We start from the raw sequence: 18104 nt of genomic DNA on the forward strand, positions 1-18104 counted from the left end.
AGTTACCGATGAGTAAGCCGCTGAGTTTGCCACGTATTGTGTTGATGGACCTGTGGCATCACAAATGGACGTTTTTACTCGCGCTCTGTGTGATGTTGAATGGTGTCGCAGTTGTATATACAAGCCATGTCAGCCGCAAACTGACTTCAGAAGAAGCGCTGCTGATGCAGGAGCGGGATCGGCTGAACATTGAATGGCGAAATCTGTTGCTTGAAGAGCAATCGCTGGCAGAGCACAGCAGGATCACAAGGATAGCGACTAAGGAACTGAATATGGTCAGACCCCTTCCCAATGAAGAAGTGGTAGTGAGAGTGCCATGAGTAAGCAGGCAAAACGCAACCAGAAAGCACAACCCATCCCATGGCGTCTTTACGTTGTGGTGGGCTTTGTGTGTCTGCTGTTTACCAGTCTGGTTGGCCGCGCCGCATATATTCAGTTGATTGAGCCGGACAAACTGCGCCGTGAAAGCGATATGCGCACTCTGCGCACCAGCAGCAGCGACGTGCAGCGGGGGCTTATTACCGACCGCAACGGTGAAATGCTGGCAGTGAGTGTGCCGGTACAGGCGGTATACGCAGACCCCAAAGAAGTCCACGATAAAAATGGTTTTGCCGACATGCGTCGTTGGCAGGCCCTGGCAGACGTACTCCACGAAAAGCCAGATGCACTGATTTCCCGAGTTCAAGACAACCCAAGTAAACGTTTTACCTATCTTAAACGGCAAATTACCCCTGCTGTGGCCGAGTATATTCGCCAGCTTAAGCTGCCTGGTGTTTACCTCAAACCCGAGTCACGCCGGTACTATCCGGCCGGGGAAATCACTGCGCAGCTGATTGGGGTGACCAACATTGATGATTTGGGTATTGAGGGTATTGAGAGCACCTACAACAACTGGCTGACAGGAACCCCTGCCAAGCAGAAAGTGCGCAAATCCCGCGATGGCCATGTAGTTGAGCGTTTGGACATAGTGCAGGAAGGCGAGAGCCCCAACGACCTGGTGCTCAGCATCGATCAGCGTATCCAGCAGCTTGCCTACCGAGAGCTGAAGCGTGCCACCGAGATGCATCAGGCGACCTCTGGCTCCGTGGTGGTCATCGATGTGTTGACAGGTGAAGTGCTGGCTATGGCCAATACCCCATCCTACAACCCCAACAGCCGCGATGACTGGCAAAGTTTCAAGATGCGTAACCGTGCCGTGACCGACACCTTCGAGCCCGGCTCAACGGTAAAACCGTTTGTGGTGGCCGCCGCGCTGGAGTCCGGCACTGTCAAGGCATCAGACATTATCCCCACATCACCCGGCTGGATGCGGCTGGGTGGACGCCAGGTGCGCGACTCCAACAATTACGGCGATATGTCGCTCACCAAAATTCTGGTGAAGTCGAGCAACATGGGCGTTGCCAAGTTATCTCTGGGTATGCCGGTAGAACAGCTGCTTGGCACTTACTACTCCATAGGTTTGGGTAATTACTCGGGTATAGGCTTACCGGGCGAAAGTGCCGGTCTTATCCAGGAAAAACACCGTTGGTCTGATTTTGAGCGTGCAACCCTGGCTTTTGGTTACGGCCTGACTACCACCACGCTGCAGCTGGCGCGCATGTACGCGACCCTGGGTAACGGTGGTGTGCTTTATCCAGCGTCCATTCTGAAGTTGAAGCAGAAGCCAGAAGGTCAGCAGGTGTTGTCACCCCAGGTGGCCAACAACGTCATGAACATGTTGGTTGGCGTTACTGAGCAGGGCGGTACGGCGCGCAAGGCACATATCGATGGTTATCCGGTCGCAGGTAAAACAGGTACCAGCCGTAAAGCGGTGGCTGGCGGTTACGGTGACGATTACCTGGCCACTTTTGCCGGGGTAGCCCCCGTCAATAACCCGCGTCTTGCCATTGCGGTGGTTATCAACGAACCCAAGGGTGACAGATATTATGGCGGCGACGTGTCGGCGCCTGTGTTTTCAAAGGTGATGGCCGGTGCGCTGCAAATGCTGAACGTTGAGCCCATCAGTACCCGTGAGCAAGTGCAGCTGGCGGCGAATTTGCGGGAGGCCGAATGATGTTGCTTAAAGACTTATTGGCCCCCTGGTTTCATTACGCAGGCACTGAGTCGGTTAATGCCCCTGTGATAGACAGTCGGCAGTTAACAGCCGGTGGCCTGTTCATTGCTGTGCCGGGTTATAAAACCGATGGACGGGCCTACCTTGAGGCTGCTTTTGCCAAGGGGGCTGCGGCGGCGCTGGTACACACAGACGACCCGGATGAGCACGGTAAGGTCAGCCATGAACCCGGGCTTTGCATCGCCTTTTTCCAACTGAATCGTCAGGTGTCCGCACTGGCCCGGCAATATTACGCCCTGACAAGGGGCAAGCTTAAGGTGGTCGGGGTTACCGGCACCAATGGCAAGACCTCTGTCAGCCAACTGATTGCCCAGCTTACAGAACTCTTGGGCGATAAAGCCGCAGTGATGGGCACCCTCGGCAACGGCCTTTGGGGACAGTTGCAGGATGTGGGCAACACCACCGCAGATGCAGTACGTGTAATGGCCGACCTGTATGACTTTGAACATCGGGGTGCCAAAATCTGCGCTATGGAAGTCTCCAGTCACGGTCTGGTACAGGGGCGGGTAGAGGCTGTGCCTTTCGAGGTCGCCGTGTTTACCAATCTCAGCCGCGATCATCTGGATTACCACGGCGATATGGATAACTACGCCGCTGCCAAGCGTCGCCTCTTTGCGTTTGGCAGTTTAAGCGCCCGTGTTATCAATCTCGATGATAAAGTCGGTGAGCAGTGGTTTGACGGCATGGGCTCGGCCACGGGGTTCAGCTGCCTTGGACATTCCAAGGCGACTTGGCGTTTTGAGAATGCCCATTTTCATCATGCGGGCTTCTCCGCCATCCTGGTGTGGCCCGGTGGGGAGCTGCCCCTTGAATGCCGCTTACTGGGTGCCTTCAATCTTTCCAATCTGCTCGCGGCCCTGTGCGCCATGGCGCAGCTGGGTTATGGGGTGCCGCAGCTGGTCGCTGCCGCCGCCAGACTCGAAGCCGTTCCAGGACGGATGGAGTGTTTCCCCCGTAAAGATGGGGTCTCCCTTGTTGTGGATTATGCCCATACCCCTGATGCCATAGAGCAGGCGCTCAAGGCGGCCCGCCATCACTGTGAAGGCGCGCTTTGGATTGTATTTGGCTGTGGCGGTGACAGAGACAAGGGCAAGCGTCCGCTGATGGCCGCGGCGGCAGAAGCCTTTGCCGATAACCTGGTTCTGACATCCGATAATGCCCGCAGCGAAGATCCCAGTGCAATTCTCGAAGATATGAAGGCGGGCCTTGCTGCCCCTAAACGCGCCCTGTGCATGGTCGACAGGGTTGCCGCCATTCGCCATGCGGTGTCGATGGCAAAGCCAGGCGATCTCATTTTGCTGGCCGGTAAGGGCCATGAGACCTATCAGGAAATCGCTGGTGTGAAACATGAATACGATGAGCGCGCGCTGGCGCGCACATTAAGTGAGGAAAATCTGTGATCCCTCTGAGTCTGACTCAATTGGCATCGGCCACCCATGGGCGTCTTTGCGGCGAAGATGTTGTCGTGTCACATCTCGACAGCGACAGCCGCAAAATGACCGCGGGCAGCTTGTTTGTGGCACTGAAAGGTGAGCGTTTTGACGGCCATGAATTTGCCGACGCAGCGGTTTCTGCAGGGGCATCAGCGCTTTTGGTTGAACGTGAGCTGCCGCTCGCGCTGCCACAACTGGTGGTTGCCGATACACAAAAGGCCATGGGCCAGATAGGCGCATTAGTGCGGGACAGGGTTAATCCCGTGTGTGTGGCGCTTACCGGCTCCAACGGCAAAACCAGCGTAAAAGAGATGGTTGCTACCGTGCTGTCGCAGCAGCACTCGGTGCTCTTTACCGCAGGTAACTTTAACAACGAAATTGGCGTACCCCTCACACTGCTGCGTCTGGAGCAGGGCCACGAGTATGGGGTATTTGAGCTGGGTGCTAACCACAAGGGTGAGATTGATTACACCTCATCGCTGGTTCGTCCCTCGGTGTCGCTGGTGAACAACGTCGGCAGTGCTCACCTCGAAGGCTTTGGCTCAGAGGCCGGTGTTGCCGAGGCCAAGTCCGAAATTTATCTGCATCTGGCGGACGACGGAGTGGGGATTGTGAATCTCGACGACCGCTATGCAGGTACCATGCTCGCCAAACTCAAGGGCAAGCGGGTACTGACTTTTGGTCTTGGCGCCGGGGCCGACATTACCGCCCGGGAAGTGACCGCTGATGCATTCGGCAGATACAGCTTCTACCTGTGCCACGGTGGTGAACACGTGACCGTGAGTCTGCCGCTGGCAGGTAAGCATCAGGTATCCAATGCGCTGGCAACGTCAGCCATCGGCATTGCCCTGGGCTTACCTCTGCAAGAAATAGCGGCGGGTCTTACCAAACTGGCTCCGGTCAAAGGCCGTATGATGCCACGTCAGTTGGGACGTCTGTTGTTGGTGGACGACAGCTACAATGCCAACCCCAATTCTGTGGGGGCCGCCATCGACTGGCTGAAAGAAATTTCTACAAACAGGACCCTGGTACTGGGCGATTTGGGTGAATTAGGCGACAATGCTGCCCTTTTGCACTTTGAGCTGGGGCAGAAGGCCAAAGAAGCCGGTCTCGACAGCCTGTTTTGTCTGGGCCGCTTAAGCCGCCATGCCAGCCAGGCTTTTGGCAGTAAACATTTCGAAGAGCTGGATGCTCTCGTGAGTGAATTGATTAACTATATCAACGGGGTAGAGGGAGATGTGACCCTGTTGGTGAAAGGGTCTCGCAGCGCCGCCATGGAGCGGGTTGTCGAGGCCTTAACAGCCGCCCATGGGCGCGGGGAGCTGAAATAAATGCTGGTTTATCTGGCCGAATATCTGACCCAGTTTTACACCGGGTTTAACGTGTTTTCCTATGTGACCTTCAGAGCCATTCTGGCGCTGCTGACGGCACTCATGTTCAGCCTCTGGTGGGGCCCAAAACTGATTGAACGTCTGCAGGTGCTGCAGATTGGTCAGGTAGTGCGCAACGATGGTCCAGAGTCACATTTCAGCAAGCGCGGCACCCCAACTATGGGTGGACTGTTGATTTTGGCCGGCATCTTTATCGGCGTACTGCTGTGGGGTGATCTGGGCAGCCGCTACGTGTGGGTCATGCTGTTTGTGCTGGGCTCCTTTGGCCTGATTGGCTTTATCGACGACTACCGCAAGGTGGTGCGTAAAGACCCCAAGGGGCTGATTGCGCGCTGGAAATACATTTTCCAGTCGCTGGCGGCGCTTGTGGTGGCTTTTTACCTGTTTTACTCGACCAAGCATCCGGGTGAAACCCAGTTGGTGGTGCCTTTCTTTAAAGACATTCTGCCGCAGCTTGGCCTGATGTTTATTGTGCTGACCTATTTCACCATTGTGGGCGCCAGCAACGCGGTGAACCTGACCGATGGCCTGGACGGCCTGGCCATCATGCCAACCGTCATGGTGGCTGCGGCATTCGCGCTGATTGCCTACCTGTCCGGTCACGTGCAATTTGCCAATTACCTGCATATTCCCTATTTGCCGGGCTCGGGCGAGCTGGTAATTGTCTGTACCGCCATTGTTGGCGCTGGCCTCGGCTTTTTGTGGTTCAACACCTATCCCGCACAGGTCTTTATGGGGGACGTGGGCTCGCTGTCACTGGGCGCTGCGCTCGGCACCATCGCCGTGCTGGTACGTCAGGAAATCTTGCTGGTGATCATGGGCGGTGTGTTTGTGATGGAAACCCTGTCGGTGATTTTGCAGGTGGGTTCTTACAAGCTGCGTGGCCAGCGGATTTTCCGCATGGCACCCATTCACCACCACTATGAGCTCAAAGGCTGGCCGGAGCCACGGGTGATTGTCCGCTTCTGGATCATCTCCCTGTTCCTGGTGTTGCTGGGTCTGGCCACGCTGAAGCTGAGGTAATTATGGGTCTGCCACTGGATAAGCCACACTCACACGTCGTTCTGGGCCTTGGTGCCACGGGGCTGTCGGTGGTGCGCTTTCTGGCACGCAAAGGCATAGTGCCGCTGGTGATGGACAGCCGTCGCCAGCCGCCGGGTATGGATGTACTCAGTGCCGAGTTTCCCGACGTGCCGCTGGTTACGGGTGGTTTCGATTGCCGCTATCTGGTGCAGGCACAGAGCATCATCATCAGTCCGGGCATTGCCGTCGATACCCCAGAAGTGCGCGCGGCCATGGACATGGGCATTGAAGTGATTGGCGATGTGGAGCTTTTTGCCCGCGAAATTCAGGACATGCCGCCCTGTGTGCTGGCCATAACTGGCTCCAATGGCAAGTCAACCGTGACCACTCTGGTGGGGGAAATGGCCAGGGCTGATAGCAAGTCCGTTGCCGTTGGCGGCAATATTGGCGTCCCCGCGCTGGAACTGCTGGGCAAAGGCGCAGAGCTCTTTGTGCTTGAGCTCTCCAGCTTCCAGCTGGAAACCACCCACAGTCTTCATTGCATTGCCGGCACTTGCCTGAACATCAGTGAAGACCATATGGACAGGTACACAGATCTTGAAGCCTATCGTCAGGCCAAATTGAGGCTCTATCCCCAAAGTAAGCTCAGCGTCTACAACCGTGACGATGCGGCGACCATGCCGGATGAACCACGCAATACCGTCAGTTTTGGTTTGGGTGTCCCCGAGCTTGATGACTGGGGGCTGATGGATGGCAAGATTTACCACGGCGCCAGTGAAATCATGAATTTATTGGATGTGGCCCTGATTGGCAGCCATAACCACGCCAACCTGCTCGCCGCCATGGCGCTTTGCGAAGCCGCGGGTGTTTCCCGTGAGGCCATGGTGAAGGTCGCGAAGGAATTTACCGGGCTGGCACACCGCTGCGAATTGGTGGCAAGCCATAACAGCATCGCCTGGGTCAACGACTCCAAGGCCACCAACGTGGGTGCGACTGTCGCGGCGCTCAATGGCCTTGCGGAGCATCTGGGTGACATCATCCTGATTGCCGGTGGCGATGGTAAAGGGGCTGACTTCGAACCTCTGCGGGATGCGCTGGGGGCTGTAAGCCATCTTATTACCCTCGGCCGTGATGGCGACAAGATTGCCGCGCTGAAAGATGGCGCCATCAAGGTGGCAACCATGGCCGAAGCGGTTGAAAAGGCAAAAGCCCTGGCAAACCCGGGTGACATAGTGCTCTTGTCACCAGCCTGCGCCAGCCTGGACATGTACACCAACTTTATGGCTCGAGGAGATGATTTCAGGGCCAACGTGGAGCGGGTCTATGGCAACTGACAGCAAACAGCTCACCCTGTTTGAGCGTAGTGGTCATTTCTGGAGCAGCTGGTTAAGCGGACGCAGTGCGCCCGGCAACCAGCTGTACGACCGTGCGCTGCTGTCTGTTGTGCTGGGATTGATGGCATTTGGTTTTGTGATGGTGATGTCGGCCTCTATGCCAGAGGCCCAGAGTCTGAAGGACGATCCCTTCCACTTTATGTACCGCCATGTGTTTTATTTGGTGGGCTGTGTGGCAATTGCCGCCGTGGTGCTGCGCATCCCCATGGCAAGCTGGCAAAAATACAGCCCCTTGTTGCTGCTGGGTGTCTTTGTGCTGCTCATTGCCGTTCTGGTGGTGGGAACTACGGTGAATGGTGCCAGGCGTTGGCTGAGTGTGGGCCCGATACGTATCCAGGTGGCCGAAATGGCCAAGCTGGTATTTGCCATTTACCTGTCCGGCTACCTGGTGCGCAGGCTCCAGGAAGTACGTGAAAACGCCAAGGGGTTTTATAAACCCATCGCCGTATTTGCTCTTTATGCACTCCTGATCCTGGCCCAGCCGGATTTGGGCACAGTGGTTGTGCTCTTTGTGGGTACAGTTGGCCTGCTGTTCCTGGCCGGTGCCAGGTTGCTCGACTTCTTTTTGTTGATTTTTGCTGGCGTGATGGCCTTCGTCGCACTGGTTGTGCTCGAACCTTACCGTGTCGCCCGTGTGACGTCTTTCCTTAATCCTTGGGAAGATCCCTTCGGCAGTGGTTACCAGCTCACTCAGTCACTGATGGCCTATGGCCGGGGTGATTTGCTCGGGCAGGGGTTGGGGAACAGTATCCAGAAGCTGGAGTACTTACCAGAGGCCCATACCGACTTTATCTTTGCGGTGATTGGTGAAGAGCTGGGATTTATCGGCATTGTAATGGTGCTGCTGGCACTGATGTTTGTGGCGCTGCGCGCCATACGTCTGGGTAACGAGTGCCTGGGGCTCGAACGTGCCTTTGAAGGCTACCTCGCTTACGCCATCGGGATTTGGATTTGTTTCCAGACCGTGGTGAATGTGGGTGCCAGTATCGGCATGTTGCCCACCAAGGGGCTGACGCTGCCCTTTATCAGCTACGGCGGCTCCAGTTTGTGGGTAATGACCTCGGCCGTGTGTATTTTGCTTCGCATCGATTATGAAAAACGCCTGAGTCAGATTCAGGCAGTACAGGGGAGACTCTAAATGGGCCCACAGACAGGCAAAAGACTCTTGGTGATGGCCGGTGGCACCGGTGGTCACGTCTTTCCTGCGCTGGCGGTGGCCAGGCGTCTCGCCAGTGAAGGTTGGCAAATACGCTGGCTCGGCACGGCCGATCGCATGGAGGCGCGTTTGGTGCCTCAGCATGGTTTCGATATCGACTTTATCGATATTCAGGGCGTGCGCGGAAATGGTTTGCTGCGTAAGCTCGCCGCACCCTTTAAGGTGCTGCGCTCCGTGATGCAGGCAAGAAAGGTCATTCGTCAGTTCAAACCGGATGTGGTGCTCGGCATGGGTGGCTTTGCCAGTGGCCCGGGTGGTGTGGCTGCAAAACTCTGCGGCATTCCTCTGGTGCTCCATGAGCAAAATGCCATTCCGGGTATGACCAATAAGTTATTGTCCCGGATTGCGACCCGGGTGCTCTGTGCGTTTGAGGGCGCTTTTGGCACTCTGGGTACAACCGTGGGGAATCCCATCCGCGAAGAGCTGGTGGCACTGGGTGCCAAGCCCCGTGAGTCACGTACCGAAGCGCTGAAAGTACTGGTCGTTGGTGGCAGCTTGGGTGCCAAGGTGTTTAACGATTTGATGCCTTCGGTCACCGCCCGAATCGCCCAGCTCCAGCCTGTCACTGTGTGGCACCAGACGGGTAAGAATAACCTGTTGGCGGTGCAGGCCGAGTATCAGCAGCAGGGCCAGGATGGCGGCGTCAAGATTGCTGAATTTATTGATGATATGGAAGCGGCCTATCGCTGGGCCGATGTGGTGCTGTGCCGGGCGGGCGCCCTGACCGTATCTGAGCTCGCTGCCGTGGGGCTGCCCAGTATTCTGGTGCCTTATCCCCATGCGGTGGACGACCATCAAACCATGAACGCCCGGGTATTGGTGGATGCAGGCGCGGCCTTTTTGGTGCCCCAGCCCATTGCCACCTCAGAGCTTTTGGCCGACAAGCTGCAGTTGCTTGCCGGTGACAGAGATGAATTGACCCGAATGGGTGAAAGGGCCAGGGCGGCGGCCGTATTGGATGCCACCGAACGTGTGGCTGAGGTTTGCCGCGAACTGGCGAAATAAAGGTTAGTTATGACACAGACAGAGAAGTACAGACAGCTTCGTACCATGATCCCCGAAATGCGCCGCGTGCGCCGCATCCATTTTGTTGGCATTGGCGGCGCCGGTATGGGCGGGATTGCCGAAGTACTGGTAAACGAAGGCTATCAGGTCAGCGGGTCGGACATCGCCGACAATGCCGTGACAGAGCGTCTGGGAAGTCTGGGTGCCCGTATTTTTATCGGCCATGGCGCCGATAACGTCAGTGGTGTGGATGTGGTGGTGGTATCAACCGCCATCAAGCAGGACAACCCTGAAATCGCCGCTGCCAAAGAGAAGCGTATTCCCATAGTGCGCCGCGCAGAGATGCTTGCTGAGCTGATGCGTTATCGCCATGGCGTGGCGGTTGCCGGTACCCACGGCAAAACCACCACCACCAGTTTGATTGCCAGTATCTATGGTCAGGCCGAGCGTGACCCGACGTTTGTGATTGGCGGACTGCTTAACAGTGCCGGCACCAATGCCCGTTTGGGCTCAAGCCGTTATCTGATTGCCGAGGCCGACGAGAGTGATGCGAGCTTCCTGCACCTGCAGCCCATGGTGACCGTGGTGACCAACATCGAAGCCGACCATATGGACACATACGGCGGCGACTTCGAAAAGCTCAAATCCACCTTCGTGGACTTTATGCACAATCTGCCGTTTTACGGTGTGGCCGTGGTCTGTGTGGACGACCCTGTGGTGCGCGAGCTTATCCCGCGTATTGGCCGTCAGGTGGTGACTTATGGTTTCAGTGATGATGCCGATGTGCAGGCGCTGAACTTTGTACAGGAAGGCCACAGCTGCCGCTTTACCGTGCGCCGCAAGGGCAAAGACGACCTGTCACTCAAGGTGAATCTGCCCGGGCAGCACAATGTGCTTAACTCCCTGGCGGCCATTGCCGTGGCCACAGAGGATGACATCGAAGACGAGGCAATCGTTAAAGCGCTGGCCGAATTCCAGGGTATAGGTCGCCGATTCCAGCATCTGGGCAAATTTGCGACTCCCAACGGTGAGGTCATGCTGGTGGACGACTATGGCCACCACCCGAGCGAAGTGCTGGCGACCATTAAAGCCGCCCGCGCCGGTTGGCCCGATAAGCGCCTCGTGATGGCATACCAGCCCCACAGGTATACCCGTACCCGCGACCTGTACGAGGACTTCGTCGAAGTGTTGTCCCAGGTCGACAAGCTGGTATTGCTGGAAGTATACGCCGCCGGAGAAACGCCCATTCCCGGTGCCGATGGCCGCGCCCTGTGCCGCTCTATCCGTCAGCGTGGCCAGTTGGAGCCGATTTTTGTGGCAAGCCCAGAGCAGCTGACGTCCGTGCTGCCGGATGTGTTGGCCGATGGCGATCTGCTGCTGTGCCAGGGGGCTGGCAATATTGGTGCATTGTCCCGGGAGTTGGCGGCTACAGAGCTTGGATTTGCCAAGGTGGAAAATAACTGAATGCTGTTGAAAATTTCATCAGTTAAGTGGTTGTTCTCTTTGGCCTTTGACCTGAGATCCCGGGTCTATATAATGGCCGGTTATTCTGTGGCTCGGCGCTGAGGAGCAGGCGTTGGCAAGAGACAGGAAAACCCCGACGCGCAGGGCGCCGCCGGAAAAGCGGCCCAGAGGGCCGAAGCTTCGCCAGCGCGGAGCGCAGTTTTGGGCAGGACTCTGTTCGCTTAATTGGTACCTGATTACCGGTTTTAGCTTTTTTCTGCTGGTGCTGGCCGGATTGGGGTACAGCGGCTATCGGCTCCATGGGCTTTTGAACAATGCAGAAGCCCTGCCCATTGAGGCCCTGGTTATCAAGGGCGACCGGGTGTACACCACGGAAGAAGAAATCCGTGGTGCCATGGAGAAGCTGATGGCGAGAAGTTTTTTCAGCGCCGATGTGATGGAAATACAGCAGGCGATTGAAGCCTTGCCCTGGGTATACAAGGCATCGGTACGCCGGATGTGGCCGGCGCGTATCAAGGTGTACCTACAGGAGCAGCAGGCCGCCGCCCGCTGGAACGGCATGGATTGGGTGAACGAACAGGGCGAGGTGTTCAGCGCACCTGAGCAGCAGGGGTTGACCGACCTGCCGAAACTGTCCGGGCCAGAAAATATGTCGGCTGAGGTGCTCACCTCTTACCGGCAGATAGCGGAACTGCTGAGGATTAATGGCTATGGGCTTGAGAGCCTGAGCCTGAGCCCAAGACATGCGTGGATTGCCGTGCTTGATAACGGCATCACCCTGGAACTTGGGCGGGAAGACAAGATGGCGAGGGTACAGCGCTTTATCAATGTGTACCCCACGCTGGCCAAGCAGCCAAAGGCCGTCGCCAGAGTGGATTTGCGCTACGACACAGGATTGGCCGTAGGCTGGGATGAGACAAAACAAGAGAGTCGCTAACTGATGACCAAGAACCAGGATAGAAATCTGATAGTCGGATTGGACATAGGTACCGCCAAGGTCGCTGCGATCATCGGCGAAGTCATGCCTGACGGAGAGATCAGCATTGTGGGTCTTGGCAACCATCCCTCCAGGGGCATGGACAAGGGTGGGGTGAACGACCTCGACTCTATCGTGCGCAGTGTGCAGCGGGCCCTGGATCAGGCCGAACTGATGGCCGATTGTCAGGTGTCGTCTGTGTATATGTCGATTTCCGGCAAGCACATCGCCTGCCAGAACGAGCGCGGCATGGTGTCCATCAACGATGAAGAAGTGACTCAGGAAGACGTGGACAACGTCATCCACACGGCCCGCTCGGTGAAGATCCCCACGGAGCGCCGCATCCTGCACGTGTTGCCGCAGGAATACGCCATCGACGTGCAGGAAGGGATCCGCAGCCCCATCGGCATGTCCGGCATGCGTATGGAGGCCAAGGTGCATATCGTCACCTGCGCCAACGACATGGCCAAAAACATTACCAAGAGCGTCGAGCGCTGTGGTCTTAAGGTGGATGATCTGGTGTTTTCCGGTATCGCCTCGGCCGATGCAGTGCTGACCAATGATGAAAAAGACCTGGGCGTGTGCCTGGTGGATATCGGCGGTGGTACCACAGACATTACCGTCTACACCAACGGCGCCCTGCGTCACTGCGCCGTGGTGCCTGTGGCCGGTAACCAGGTGACCAACGATATCGCCAAAATTTTCAGGACGCCGCTGTCACATGCCGAGCAAATCAAGGTGCAATACGCCAGTGCGCGCAGTGCCATGGTCAGCCGCGAAGACAGCATCGAAGTGCCCTCTGTGGGGGGCCGTCCGTCGCGCACCATGTCTCGCCATACCCTGGCTGAAGTGGTGGAGCCAAGATATCAGGAGCTGTTCGAGCTGGTACTTAAAGAGCTTCGCAGCGCAAGACTGGAAGATCAGATTGCCGCAGGCATAGTGCTCACCGGCGGTACCGCTTCAATCGAAGGTGCTGTCGATGTGGCGGAAGCTGTGTTCGGCATGCCGGTAAGGGTGGCGTCGCCCATGCCGGTCAAAGGTTTATACGAATATGTGGATCAGCCCATTTACTCCACCGGGGTGGGGCTGCTTCACTATGGCGCGCGTCGGGTGCTTGAGCGGCAATACGAGCGCCCGCAGCGTCAAGGGGTCACCAGTGTCTGGAATCGGGTCCAGAGCTGGTTTAAGGGTGAATTTTAACTAACGCAGGCAAACGGAGATTCAGACCATGTTTGAGATCATGGATACTCATTCTGACGAGGCGGTGATTAAAGTCATCGGCGTCGGTGGCGGCGGTGGCAACGCCGTTGAACATATGGTTAAGCACAATATTGAAGGTGTTGAGTTCGTGGCAACCAACACTGACGCACAGGCGCTGCGCAAGTCAGCTGCGGGTCAAACGATCCAACTGGGTCGTGATGTGACCAAGGGCCTGGGTGCCGGTGCCAATCCTGAGGTAGGCCGTGCTGCCGCCGAGGAAGATAAAGAAAGCATCCGCGCTGCAATCAAGGGCTCGGACATGATCTTTATCGCTGCCGGTATGGGCGGTGGTACAGGTACCGGTGCTGCGCCAGTGGTGGCCGAAGTGGCCCGCGAAGAAGGCATTCTCACTGTAGCCGTGGTGACCAAGCCATTCCCCTTCGAAGGCAAAAAGCGTATGGCCTATGCCGAACAGGGTATTGCTGAGCTTGCCAAGCACGTTGACTCCCTCATCACCATCCCCAACGAGAAGCTGCTCAAGGTATTGGGCCGTGGTACATCACTGCTGGATGCCTTCGCGGCTGCCAACAATGTGCTCTTGGGCGCTGTGCAGGGTATTGCCGAGCTTATCACCCGTCCAGGTTTGATTAACGTCGACTTCGCCGACGTGAAAACCGTTATGTCTGAAATGGGTAATGCCATGATGGGTACCGGTGTTGCCCGTGGTGAAGACCGCGCCGAAGAAGCTGCTGAAGCCGCTGTCGCCAGCCCATTGCTGGAAGACATCGACCTCGCCGGTGCCCGTGGCGTGCTGGTGAACATCACCGCCGGTATGGACATGACCATCGAAGAGTTCGAAACCGTGGGTAACCACGTGAAGGCCTACGCGTCAGACAACGCGACTGTGGTCGTGGGTGCCGTTATCGACCCAGAGATGAGCGATGAGCTGCGTGTGACCGTGGTTGCCACCGGTATCGGCGCCGATAAGAAGCCTGACATCCAGCTGGTACCCAAGGTTCAGCCTCGTCCGGAGCCAGTGGTTGTTGAGCCAAAGGTTGAAACCTTTGTAGCGGAAGAGCCTGTATATCAGACTCAGCCAGCCGCACCCAAAGGTAATGCTGTACCATCAGCTGCACCTCAGGTAGCGACTGCACCGAAGAACGAGCTTGATTACCTGGATATTCCGGCTTTTCTGCGCAAGCAGGCTGACTGAGTAAAAAAACCGGTACAGACAGCAAAGTGGCAAAGTAGCTTATTTTTTGTGAAATGCCTGACTTGTGGTAGCATGTCTGACCAGCCGCACTCTTGGCTGTCGTTTTCGACTGCCTGAGTGACAGAGATTTGTTGAATGCAAAACGGGTAACTGAATGATTTTTCAAAGAACAGTTAAAGAAATGGTTAAGACCACCGGTGTTGGATTGCACTCCGGTAATAAGGTCACGCTTACCATTAAACCCGCGCCAATCAATACAGGGATAGTACTGATGCGTACCGACCTGAACCCCGCCGTGGCCATCCCAGCCTTGGCGAATATGGTTCGGGAAACGACCATGTGTACCGCTCTGGTAAATGATGAAGGTGTTCGCATTTCGACTATCGAGCACCTGTTTGCCGCCCTGGCAGGTCTCGGCATTGATAATGCCGTTATCGAAGTGGACGCGCCCGAAATCCCGATTATGGATGGCAGCGCCAGCCCCTTCGTATTCCTGCTGCAGAGTGCCGGTATTCAGGAGCAGTCAGCGCCTAAAAAATATCTGCGTATCAAGCGCACCGTACGTGTGGAAGACGGCGACAAGTGGGCGGAAATCCGTCCGTTCCAGGGCTTCAGAGTCAACTTTGCCATTGACTTTAATCACCCTGAGATTGCCCGCAGCCAACAGCATATGGTGATGGACTTTTCCTCTACTGCCTTTGTGAAAGATATCAGCCGTGCCCGTACTTTCGGGTTTATGCGTGATATTGAGTATCTGCGTGCCAACAATCTGGCGCTGGGTGGCAGCATGGAAAATGCCGTGGTGCTTGATGAATACCGTGTCCTCAACCCCGATGGCCTGCGTTATGAGGACGAGTTCGTTAAGCACAAGATCCTGGATGCATTTGGCGATCTCTATGTCGCCGGTCATGCCATCATAGGTGAGTTTTGTGCCTATAAGACCGGCCATGCCCTGAACAACCAATTGGTCAGGGCAGTGCTTGCCGCTCAGGATGCCTGGGAATTGGTGAGCTTTGATAAAGAAGCTGACGCACCTGTCAGTTTTGCCATGCCCGGCAATGCAGTGTTTGCCTGAGCATGATAAGTTAACTTCATGACTGCCTGTGACGGCTGGCCAATGCAGCCAGCCGTTTCAGTTTCTGGCCCAGACTGCCTTCGGTATGTTCTGCCAGCGCTTCGAGATGTGCCGCTGCTGTTTCACTGAGTTGATTGGTGTTCACTGTGGCTTTTGGCCGATAGTGTGCCAGCGCCGGGTTGACTTTAACGTCAATAGCGGTGAGCATTGGGAGCGTTTCGGCCTGCAGTTGTTTCAGTAGCATAGGCTTTTGAAAGTTGATGCGGGCGGCCCATGCGGCCGTTGCCGTTTCTATAACGAGAGTACCGTGGCGGAGATTGGCTACCTTGAGTTGCTCCGCGACCGGACCTGATACCATCTGTTTCACGACTTGATCCAGATTGTTGAGCAGCTCCGCCTTTTCGGCGATATCCGGCAGAGTGCCGGTCGTGTGCATGAGCGCAGCGAGGTCCTGAGGTAACTTTTTCATTCAATAAGAAGATGGCTGATTGAAGCTATGAGTGTAACAGTTTTTATTCAAGGCCGCAGCGGTGTAACCCGTTGGCAGCCCGGTAAACGATGGTTGCTGCTTCCGGTATTGTTGCTGGCCACAGGCGCAGGTCTGTATCAGCACAACAGTGCCCGTTTTGAAAGTCAGCAGGCCAGTGTCGACAATGAACGCCAAGCGCGTGAAAGCCAAAAGCGCGAAGTGCTTGAGCTGAAAAATGCGACCGAATCCCAACTCGCAACTCTGACCGCCTACGTAGGCCGCATGCAGGCGAAGATTACTCGCCTGGAAGCTCTGGGTCAGCAGGTTGCTCAAAATTACAAGCTTGAAGATCAATTCGACTTCTCCGCCGAAGCCGGCGTGGGTGGCTCGAGCGATCTCGGCTCAGCTATCGAACTCAACCAGCTTATTGAAGACATGAATAAGCTAGCACTCAGAATTGATAACAATGACGCTCAGCTGGCACTACTTGAAACCGTGGCAGCCAATCTCCATATAGATGAAGAACGTTATGTATCAGGGCGCCCTGTCAGCAAAGGCTATCTCTCGTCGCCCTACGGTTTACGCAATGACCCTTTCACCGGCCGAAGAACCATGCATAAAGGCATTGACTTCGCCGGCACAGAGGGGGCCGATGTTATCGCCACCGCAGGTGGTGTAGTGACATGGGCCGGAGACATGTTCGGTTATGGCCAACTGGTGGAAGTAGATCATGGCAATGGTCTGCGTACCCGCTACGGTCACAATAAAACTTTGTCAGTAGCTGTAGGTGATGTAGTCGCCAAGGGTGAAAAAATTGCCACCATGGGCAGTACCGGCCGTTCTACCGGTCCCCATGTTCACTACGAAGTGTTGCGGTCGGGTCAGCAGATTGACCCACAGAAATATGTCTACCGCAAGGCAGGTTAACAACTTTGGCTGTGAGACTCGTCCAGGGACTTGGCCTTCATTGAGATAAGTAATCAGATGTTTGGTAATTTACTGACAAAAATTTTTGGTAGCCGTAACGACCGCACCCTGAAACAACTGGGCAAGGTCGTAGTAAAAATTAACGCATTGGAAGCGGAATACGAGAAGCTTTCCGATGAGGAACTCAAGGCCAAAACGGCCGAGTTCAAGGCCCGCCTCGAAAAGGGCGAAGCTCTCAATGAGCTGATGGCTGAAGCCTTTGCCACTGTGCGTGAAGCATCCAAGCGCGTATTTGAGATGCGCCACTTCGACGTGCAGCTGATGGGCGGTATGGTGCTGGACAGTAACCGCATCGCCGAGATGCGCACCGGTGAAGGTAAAACCCTGACCGCCACACTGCCAGCTTACCTCAATGCCCTGACCGGTAAAGGGGTGCACGTGATCACGGTGAACGACTACCTGGCTCGCCGTGACGCAGAGAACAACCGTCCTCTGTTTGAATTCCTCGGTATGTCTGTAGGTGTCAACGTGGCAGGTTTGAGCCACGCCGACAAAAAGGCTGCCTACGATGCCGATATCACTTACGGCACCAACAACGAATTTGGTTTCGACTACCTGCGCGACAACATGGCGTTTTCGCCAAACGATCGCGTCCAGCGTCCACTTCACTATGCCCTGATTGACGAAGTGGACTCCATTCTTATCGATGAAGCCCGTACGCCACTGATCATCTCCGGCGCCGCTGAAGACAGCTCTGAACTTTACATGCGGGTCAATAAACTGATCCCAAGCCTTATCCGTCAGGAAAAGGAAGACAGCGAAGAGTTCGTGGGTGAGGGTGACTACTCCATCGATGAGAAGGCCCGTCAGGTACACATGACCGAGCGCGGTCAGGAAAAGGTTGAGCAACTGCTGACCGAAGCTGGCCTGCTTGCCGAAGGTGACTCCCTGTATTCAGCTGCCAACATTTCTTTGTTGCACCATGTTAACGCGGCCCTGCGTGCCCATACCCTGTTCGAAAAGGACGTGGACTATGTGGTGCAAAATAATGAAGTGGTCATCGTGGATGAGCACACCGGTCGTACCATGCCGGGCCGTCGCTGGTCTGAAGGTCTGCACCAGGCGGTTGAAGCCAAAGAAGGCGTACGCATTCAGAACGAAAACCAGACGCTTGCCTCCATTACCTTCCAGAACTACTTCCGTTT

The 18104-nt window shown here is 55.9% G+C and carries 16 protein-coding genes (1 of these 16 only partly in view); 15 read left to right on the forward strand and 1 reads right to left on the reverse strand.

Annotation, left to right across the window (positions count from 1 at the left end):
- Positions 1–8 precede the first annotated feature (8 nt).
- The 13 genes from ftsL (at position 9) to lpxC (ending at position 15503) form a co-directional block, all read left to right on the forward strand.
- Positions 9–320: a cell division protein FtsL gene (gene ftsL / locus K0H79_RS01765; protein WP_011758468.1), complete on the forward strand. Its 312-nt coding sequence runs from the start codon at positions 9–11 to the stop codon at positions 318–320.
- Complete coding sequence (locus K0H79_RS01770) at positions 317–2053, forward strand: penicillin-binding transpeptidase domain-containing protein (RefSeq protein WP_220077107.1); 1737 nt, start codon at positions 317–319, stop codon at positions 2051–2053. The genes ftsL and K0H79_RS01770 overlap by 4 nt, the downstream gene beginning before the upstream one ends.
- Positions 2050–3513 carry a UDP-N-acetylmuramoyl-L-alanyl-D-glutamate--2,6-diaminopimelate ligase gene (gene murE / locus K0H79_RS01775; RefSeq protein ID WP_220077108.1) on the forward strand — a complete coding sequence of 488 codons (1464 nt, stop codon included), beginning with the start codon at positions 2050–2052 and terminating at the stop codon, positions 3511–3513. Before K0H79_RS01770 ends, murE begins: the two co-directional genes overlap by 4 nt.
- On the forward strand, positions 3510–4877 hold the full coding sequence (gene murF, locus K0H79_RS01780; RefSeq protein WP_220077109.1) for a UDP-N-acetylmuramoyl-tripeptide--D-alanyl-D-alanine ligase: 1368 nt from the start codon (positions 3510–3512) through the stop codon (positions 4875–4877). Before murE ends, murF begins: the two co-directional genes overlap by 4 nt.
- A complete protein-coding gene (gene mraY, locus K0H79_RS01785; protein WP_011758472.1) occupies positions 4878–5960 on the forward strand; it encodes a phospho-N-acetylmuramoyl-pentapeptide-transferase in 1083 nt (360 codons plus the stop codon).
- Positions 5961–5962: 2 nt separating this feature from the next.
- On the forward strand, positions 5963–7294 hold the full coding sequence (gene murD, locus K0H79_RS01790; RefSeq protein WP_408733364.1) for a UDP-N-acetylmuramoyl-L-alanine--D-glutamate ligase: 1332 nt from the start codon (positions 5963–5965) through the stop codon (positions 7292–7294).
- Positions 7284–8492 carry a cell division protein FtsW gene (gene ftsW, locus K0H79_RS01795; protein WP_220077110.1) on the forward strand — a complete coding sequence of 403 codons (1209 nt, stop codon included), beginning with the start codon at positions 7284–7286 and terminating at the stop codon, positions 8490–8492. The genes murD and ftsW overlap by 11 nt, the downstream gene beginning before the upstream one ends.
- Positions 8493–9575, forward strand: coding sequence for an undecaprenyldiphospho-muramoylpentapeptide beta-N-acetylglucosaminyltransferase (gene murG / locus K0H79_RS01800; protein ID WP_220077111.1), 1083 nt, complete (start codon positions 8493–8495; stop codon positions 9573–9575). It abuts the gene before it with no gap.
- Between the two features lie 9 nt (positions 9576–9584).
- Entirely contained in the window at positions 9585–11039 is a 1455-nt protein-coding gene (murC, locus tag K0H79_RS01805) for a UDP-N-acetylmuramate--L-alanine ligase (RefSeq protein ID WP_220077112.1), read from the forward strand.
- Positions 11040–11151: 112 nt separating this feature from the next.
- A complete protein-coding gene (locus tag K0H79_RS01810; protein WP_220077113.1) occupies positions 11152–11976 on the forward strand; it encodes a cell division protein FtsQ/DivIB in 825 nt (274 codons plus the stop codon).
- A 3-nt stretch (positions 11977–11979) separates the two neighbouring features.
- Positions 11980–13215 (forward strand): cell division protein FtsA, encoded by a 1236-nt coding sequence (ftsA, locus tag K0H79_RS01815; RefSeq protein WP_011758478.1) that lies wholly within the window; start codon positions 11980–11982, stop codon positions 13213–13215.
- A gap of 28 nt (positions 13216–13243) precedes the next feature.
- Complete coding sequence (gene ftsZ / locus K0H79_RS01820) at positions 13244–14428, forward strand: cell division protein FtsZ (RefSeq protein ID WP_220066476.1); 1185 nt, start codon at positions 13244–13246, stop codon at positions 14426–14428.
- A 154-nt stretch (positions 14429–14582) separates the two neighbouring features.
- Entirely contained in the window at positions 14583–15503 is a 921-nt protein-coding gene (lpxC, locus tag K0H79_RS01825) for a UDP-3-O-acyl-N-acetylglucosamine deacetylase (protein WP_220066477.1), read from the forward strand.
- Between the two features lie 16 nt (positions 15504–15519).
- Here the strand turns inward: lpxC and K0H79_RS01830 are convergent, their stop codons facing one another.
- Positions 15520–15972, reverse strand: a complete 453-nt coding sequence (locus tag K0H79_RS01830) for a DUF721 domain-containing protein (RefSeq protein WP_011758481.1) — start codon at positions 15970–15972, stop codon at positions 15520–15522.
- A gap of 27 nt (positions 15973–15999) precedes the next feature.
- Between K0H79_RS01830 and K0H79_RS01835 the strand changes: the two genes are divergently transcribed.
- Entirely contained in the window at positions 16000–16899 is a 900-nt protein-coding gene (locus K0H79_RS01835) for a M23 family metallopeptidase (RefSeq protein WP_203325794.1), read from the forward strand.
- Positions 16900–16956: 57 nt separating this feature from the next.
- Positions 16957–18104, forward strand: partial view of a preprotein translocase subunit SecA gene (secA, locus tag K0H79_RS01840; RefSeq protein ID WP_220077114.1) — the 5' portion only. It continues 1579 nt past the right edge of the window; the window shows 1148 of its 2727 coding nt (coding positions 1–1148); its start codon is at positions 16957–16959; the stop codon falls past the right edge of the window.

Source organism: Shewanella sp. FJAT-52076 (assembly GCF_019457455.1).
Taxonomy (GTDB): Bacteria; Pseudomonadota; Gammaproteobacteria; order Enterobacterales; family Shewanellaceae; genus Shewanella; species Shewanella zhangzhouensis.

What these genes read in the sequence shown, in the direction of transcription:
- ftsA (WP_011758478.1), top strand. Translation starts at nt 11,980, where the DNA reads ATGACCAAGAACCAGGATAGAAATCTGATAGTCGGATTGGACATAGGT.
- K0H79_RS01830 (WP_011758481.1), bottom strand. Translation starts at nt 15,972, where the DNA reads ATGAAAAAGTTACCTCAGGACCTCGCTGCGCTCATGCACACGACCGGC.
- murE (WP_220077108.1), top strand. Translation starts at nt 2,050, where the DNA reads ATGATGTTGCTTAAAGACTTATTGGCCCCCTGGTTTCATTACGCAGGC.
- K0H79_RS01770 (WP_220077107.1), top strand. Translation starts at nt 317, where the DNA reads ATGAGTAAGCAGGCAAAACGCAACCAGAAAGCACAACCCATCCCATGG.
- ftsL (WP_011758468.1), top strand. Translation starts at nt 9, where the DNA reads ATGAGTAAGCCGCTGAGTTTGCCACGTATTGTGTTGATGGACCTGTGG.
- mraY (WP_011758472.1), top strand. Translation starts at nt 4,878, where the DNA reads ATGCTGGTTTATCTGGCCGAATATCTGACCCAGTTTTACACCGGGTTT.
- K0H79_RS01835 (WP_203325794.1), top strand. Translation starts at nt 16,000, where the DNA reads ATGAGTGTAACAGTTTTTATTCAAGGCCGCAGCGGTGTAACCCGTTGG.
- murD (WP_408733364.1), top strand. Translation starts at nt 5,963, where the DNA reads ATGGGTCTGCCACTGGATAAGCCACACTCACACGTCGTTCTGGGCCTT.
- ftsW (WP_220077110.1), top strand. Translation starts at nt 7,284, where the DNA reads ATGGCAACTGACAGCAAACAGCTCACCCTGTTTGAGCGTAGTGGTCAT.
- murC (WP_220077112.1), top strand. Translation starts at nt 9,585, where the DNA reads ATGACACAGACAGAGAAGTACAGACAGCTTCGTACCATGATCCCCGAA.
- ftsZ (WP_220066476.1), top strand. Translation starts at nt 13,244, where the DNA reads ATGTTTGAGATCATGGATACTCATTCTGACGAGGCGGTGATTAAAGTC.
- murG (WP_220077111.1), top strand. Translation starts at nt 8,493, where the DNA reads ATGGGCCCACAGACAGGCAAAAGACTCTTGGTGATGGCCGGTGGCACC.
- lpxC (WP_220066477.1), top strand. Translation starts at nt 14,583, where the DNA reads ATGATTTTTCAAAGAACAGTTAAAGAAATGGTTAAGACCACCGGTGTT.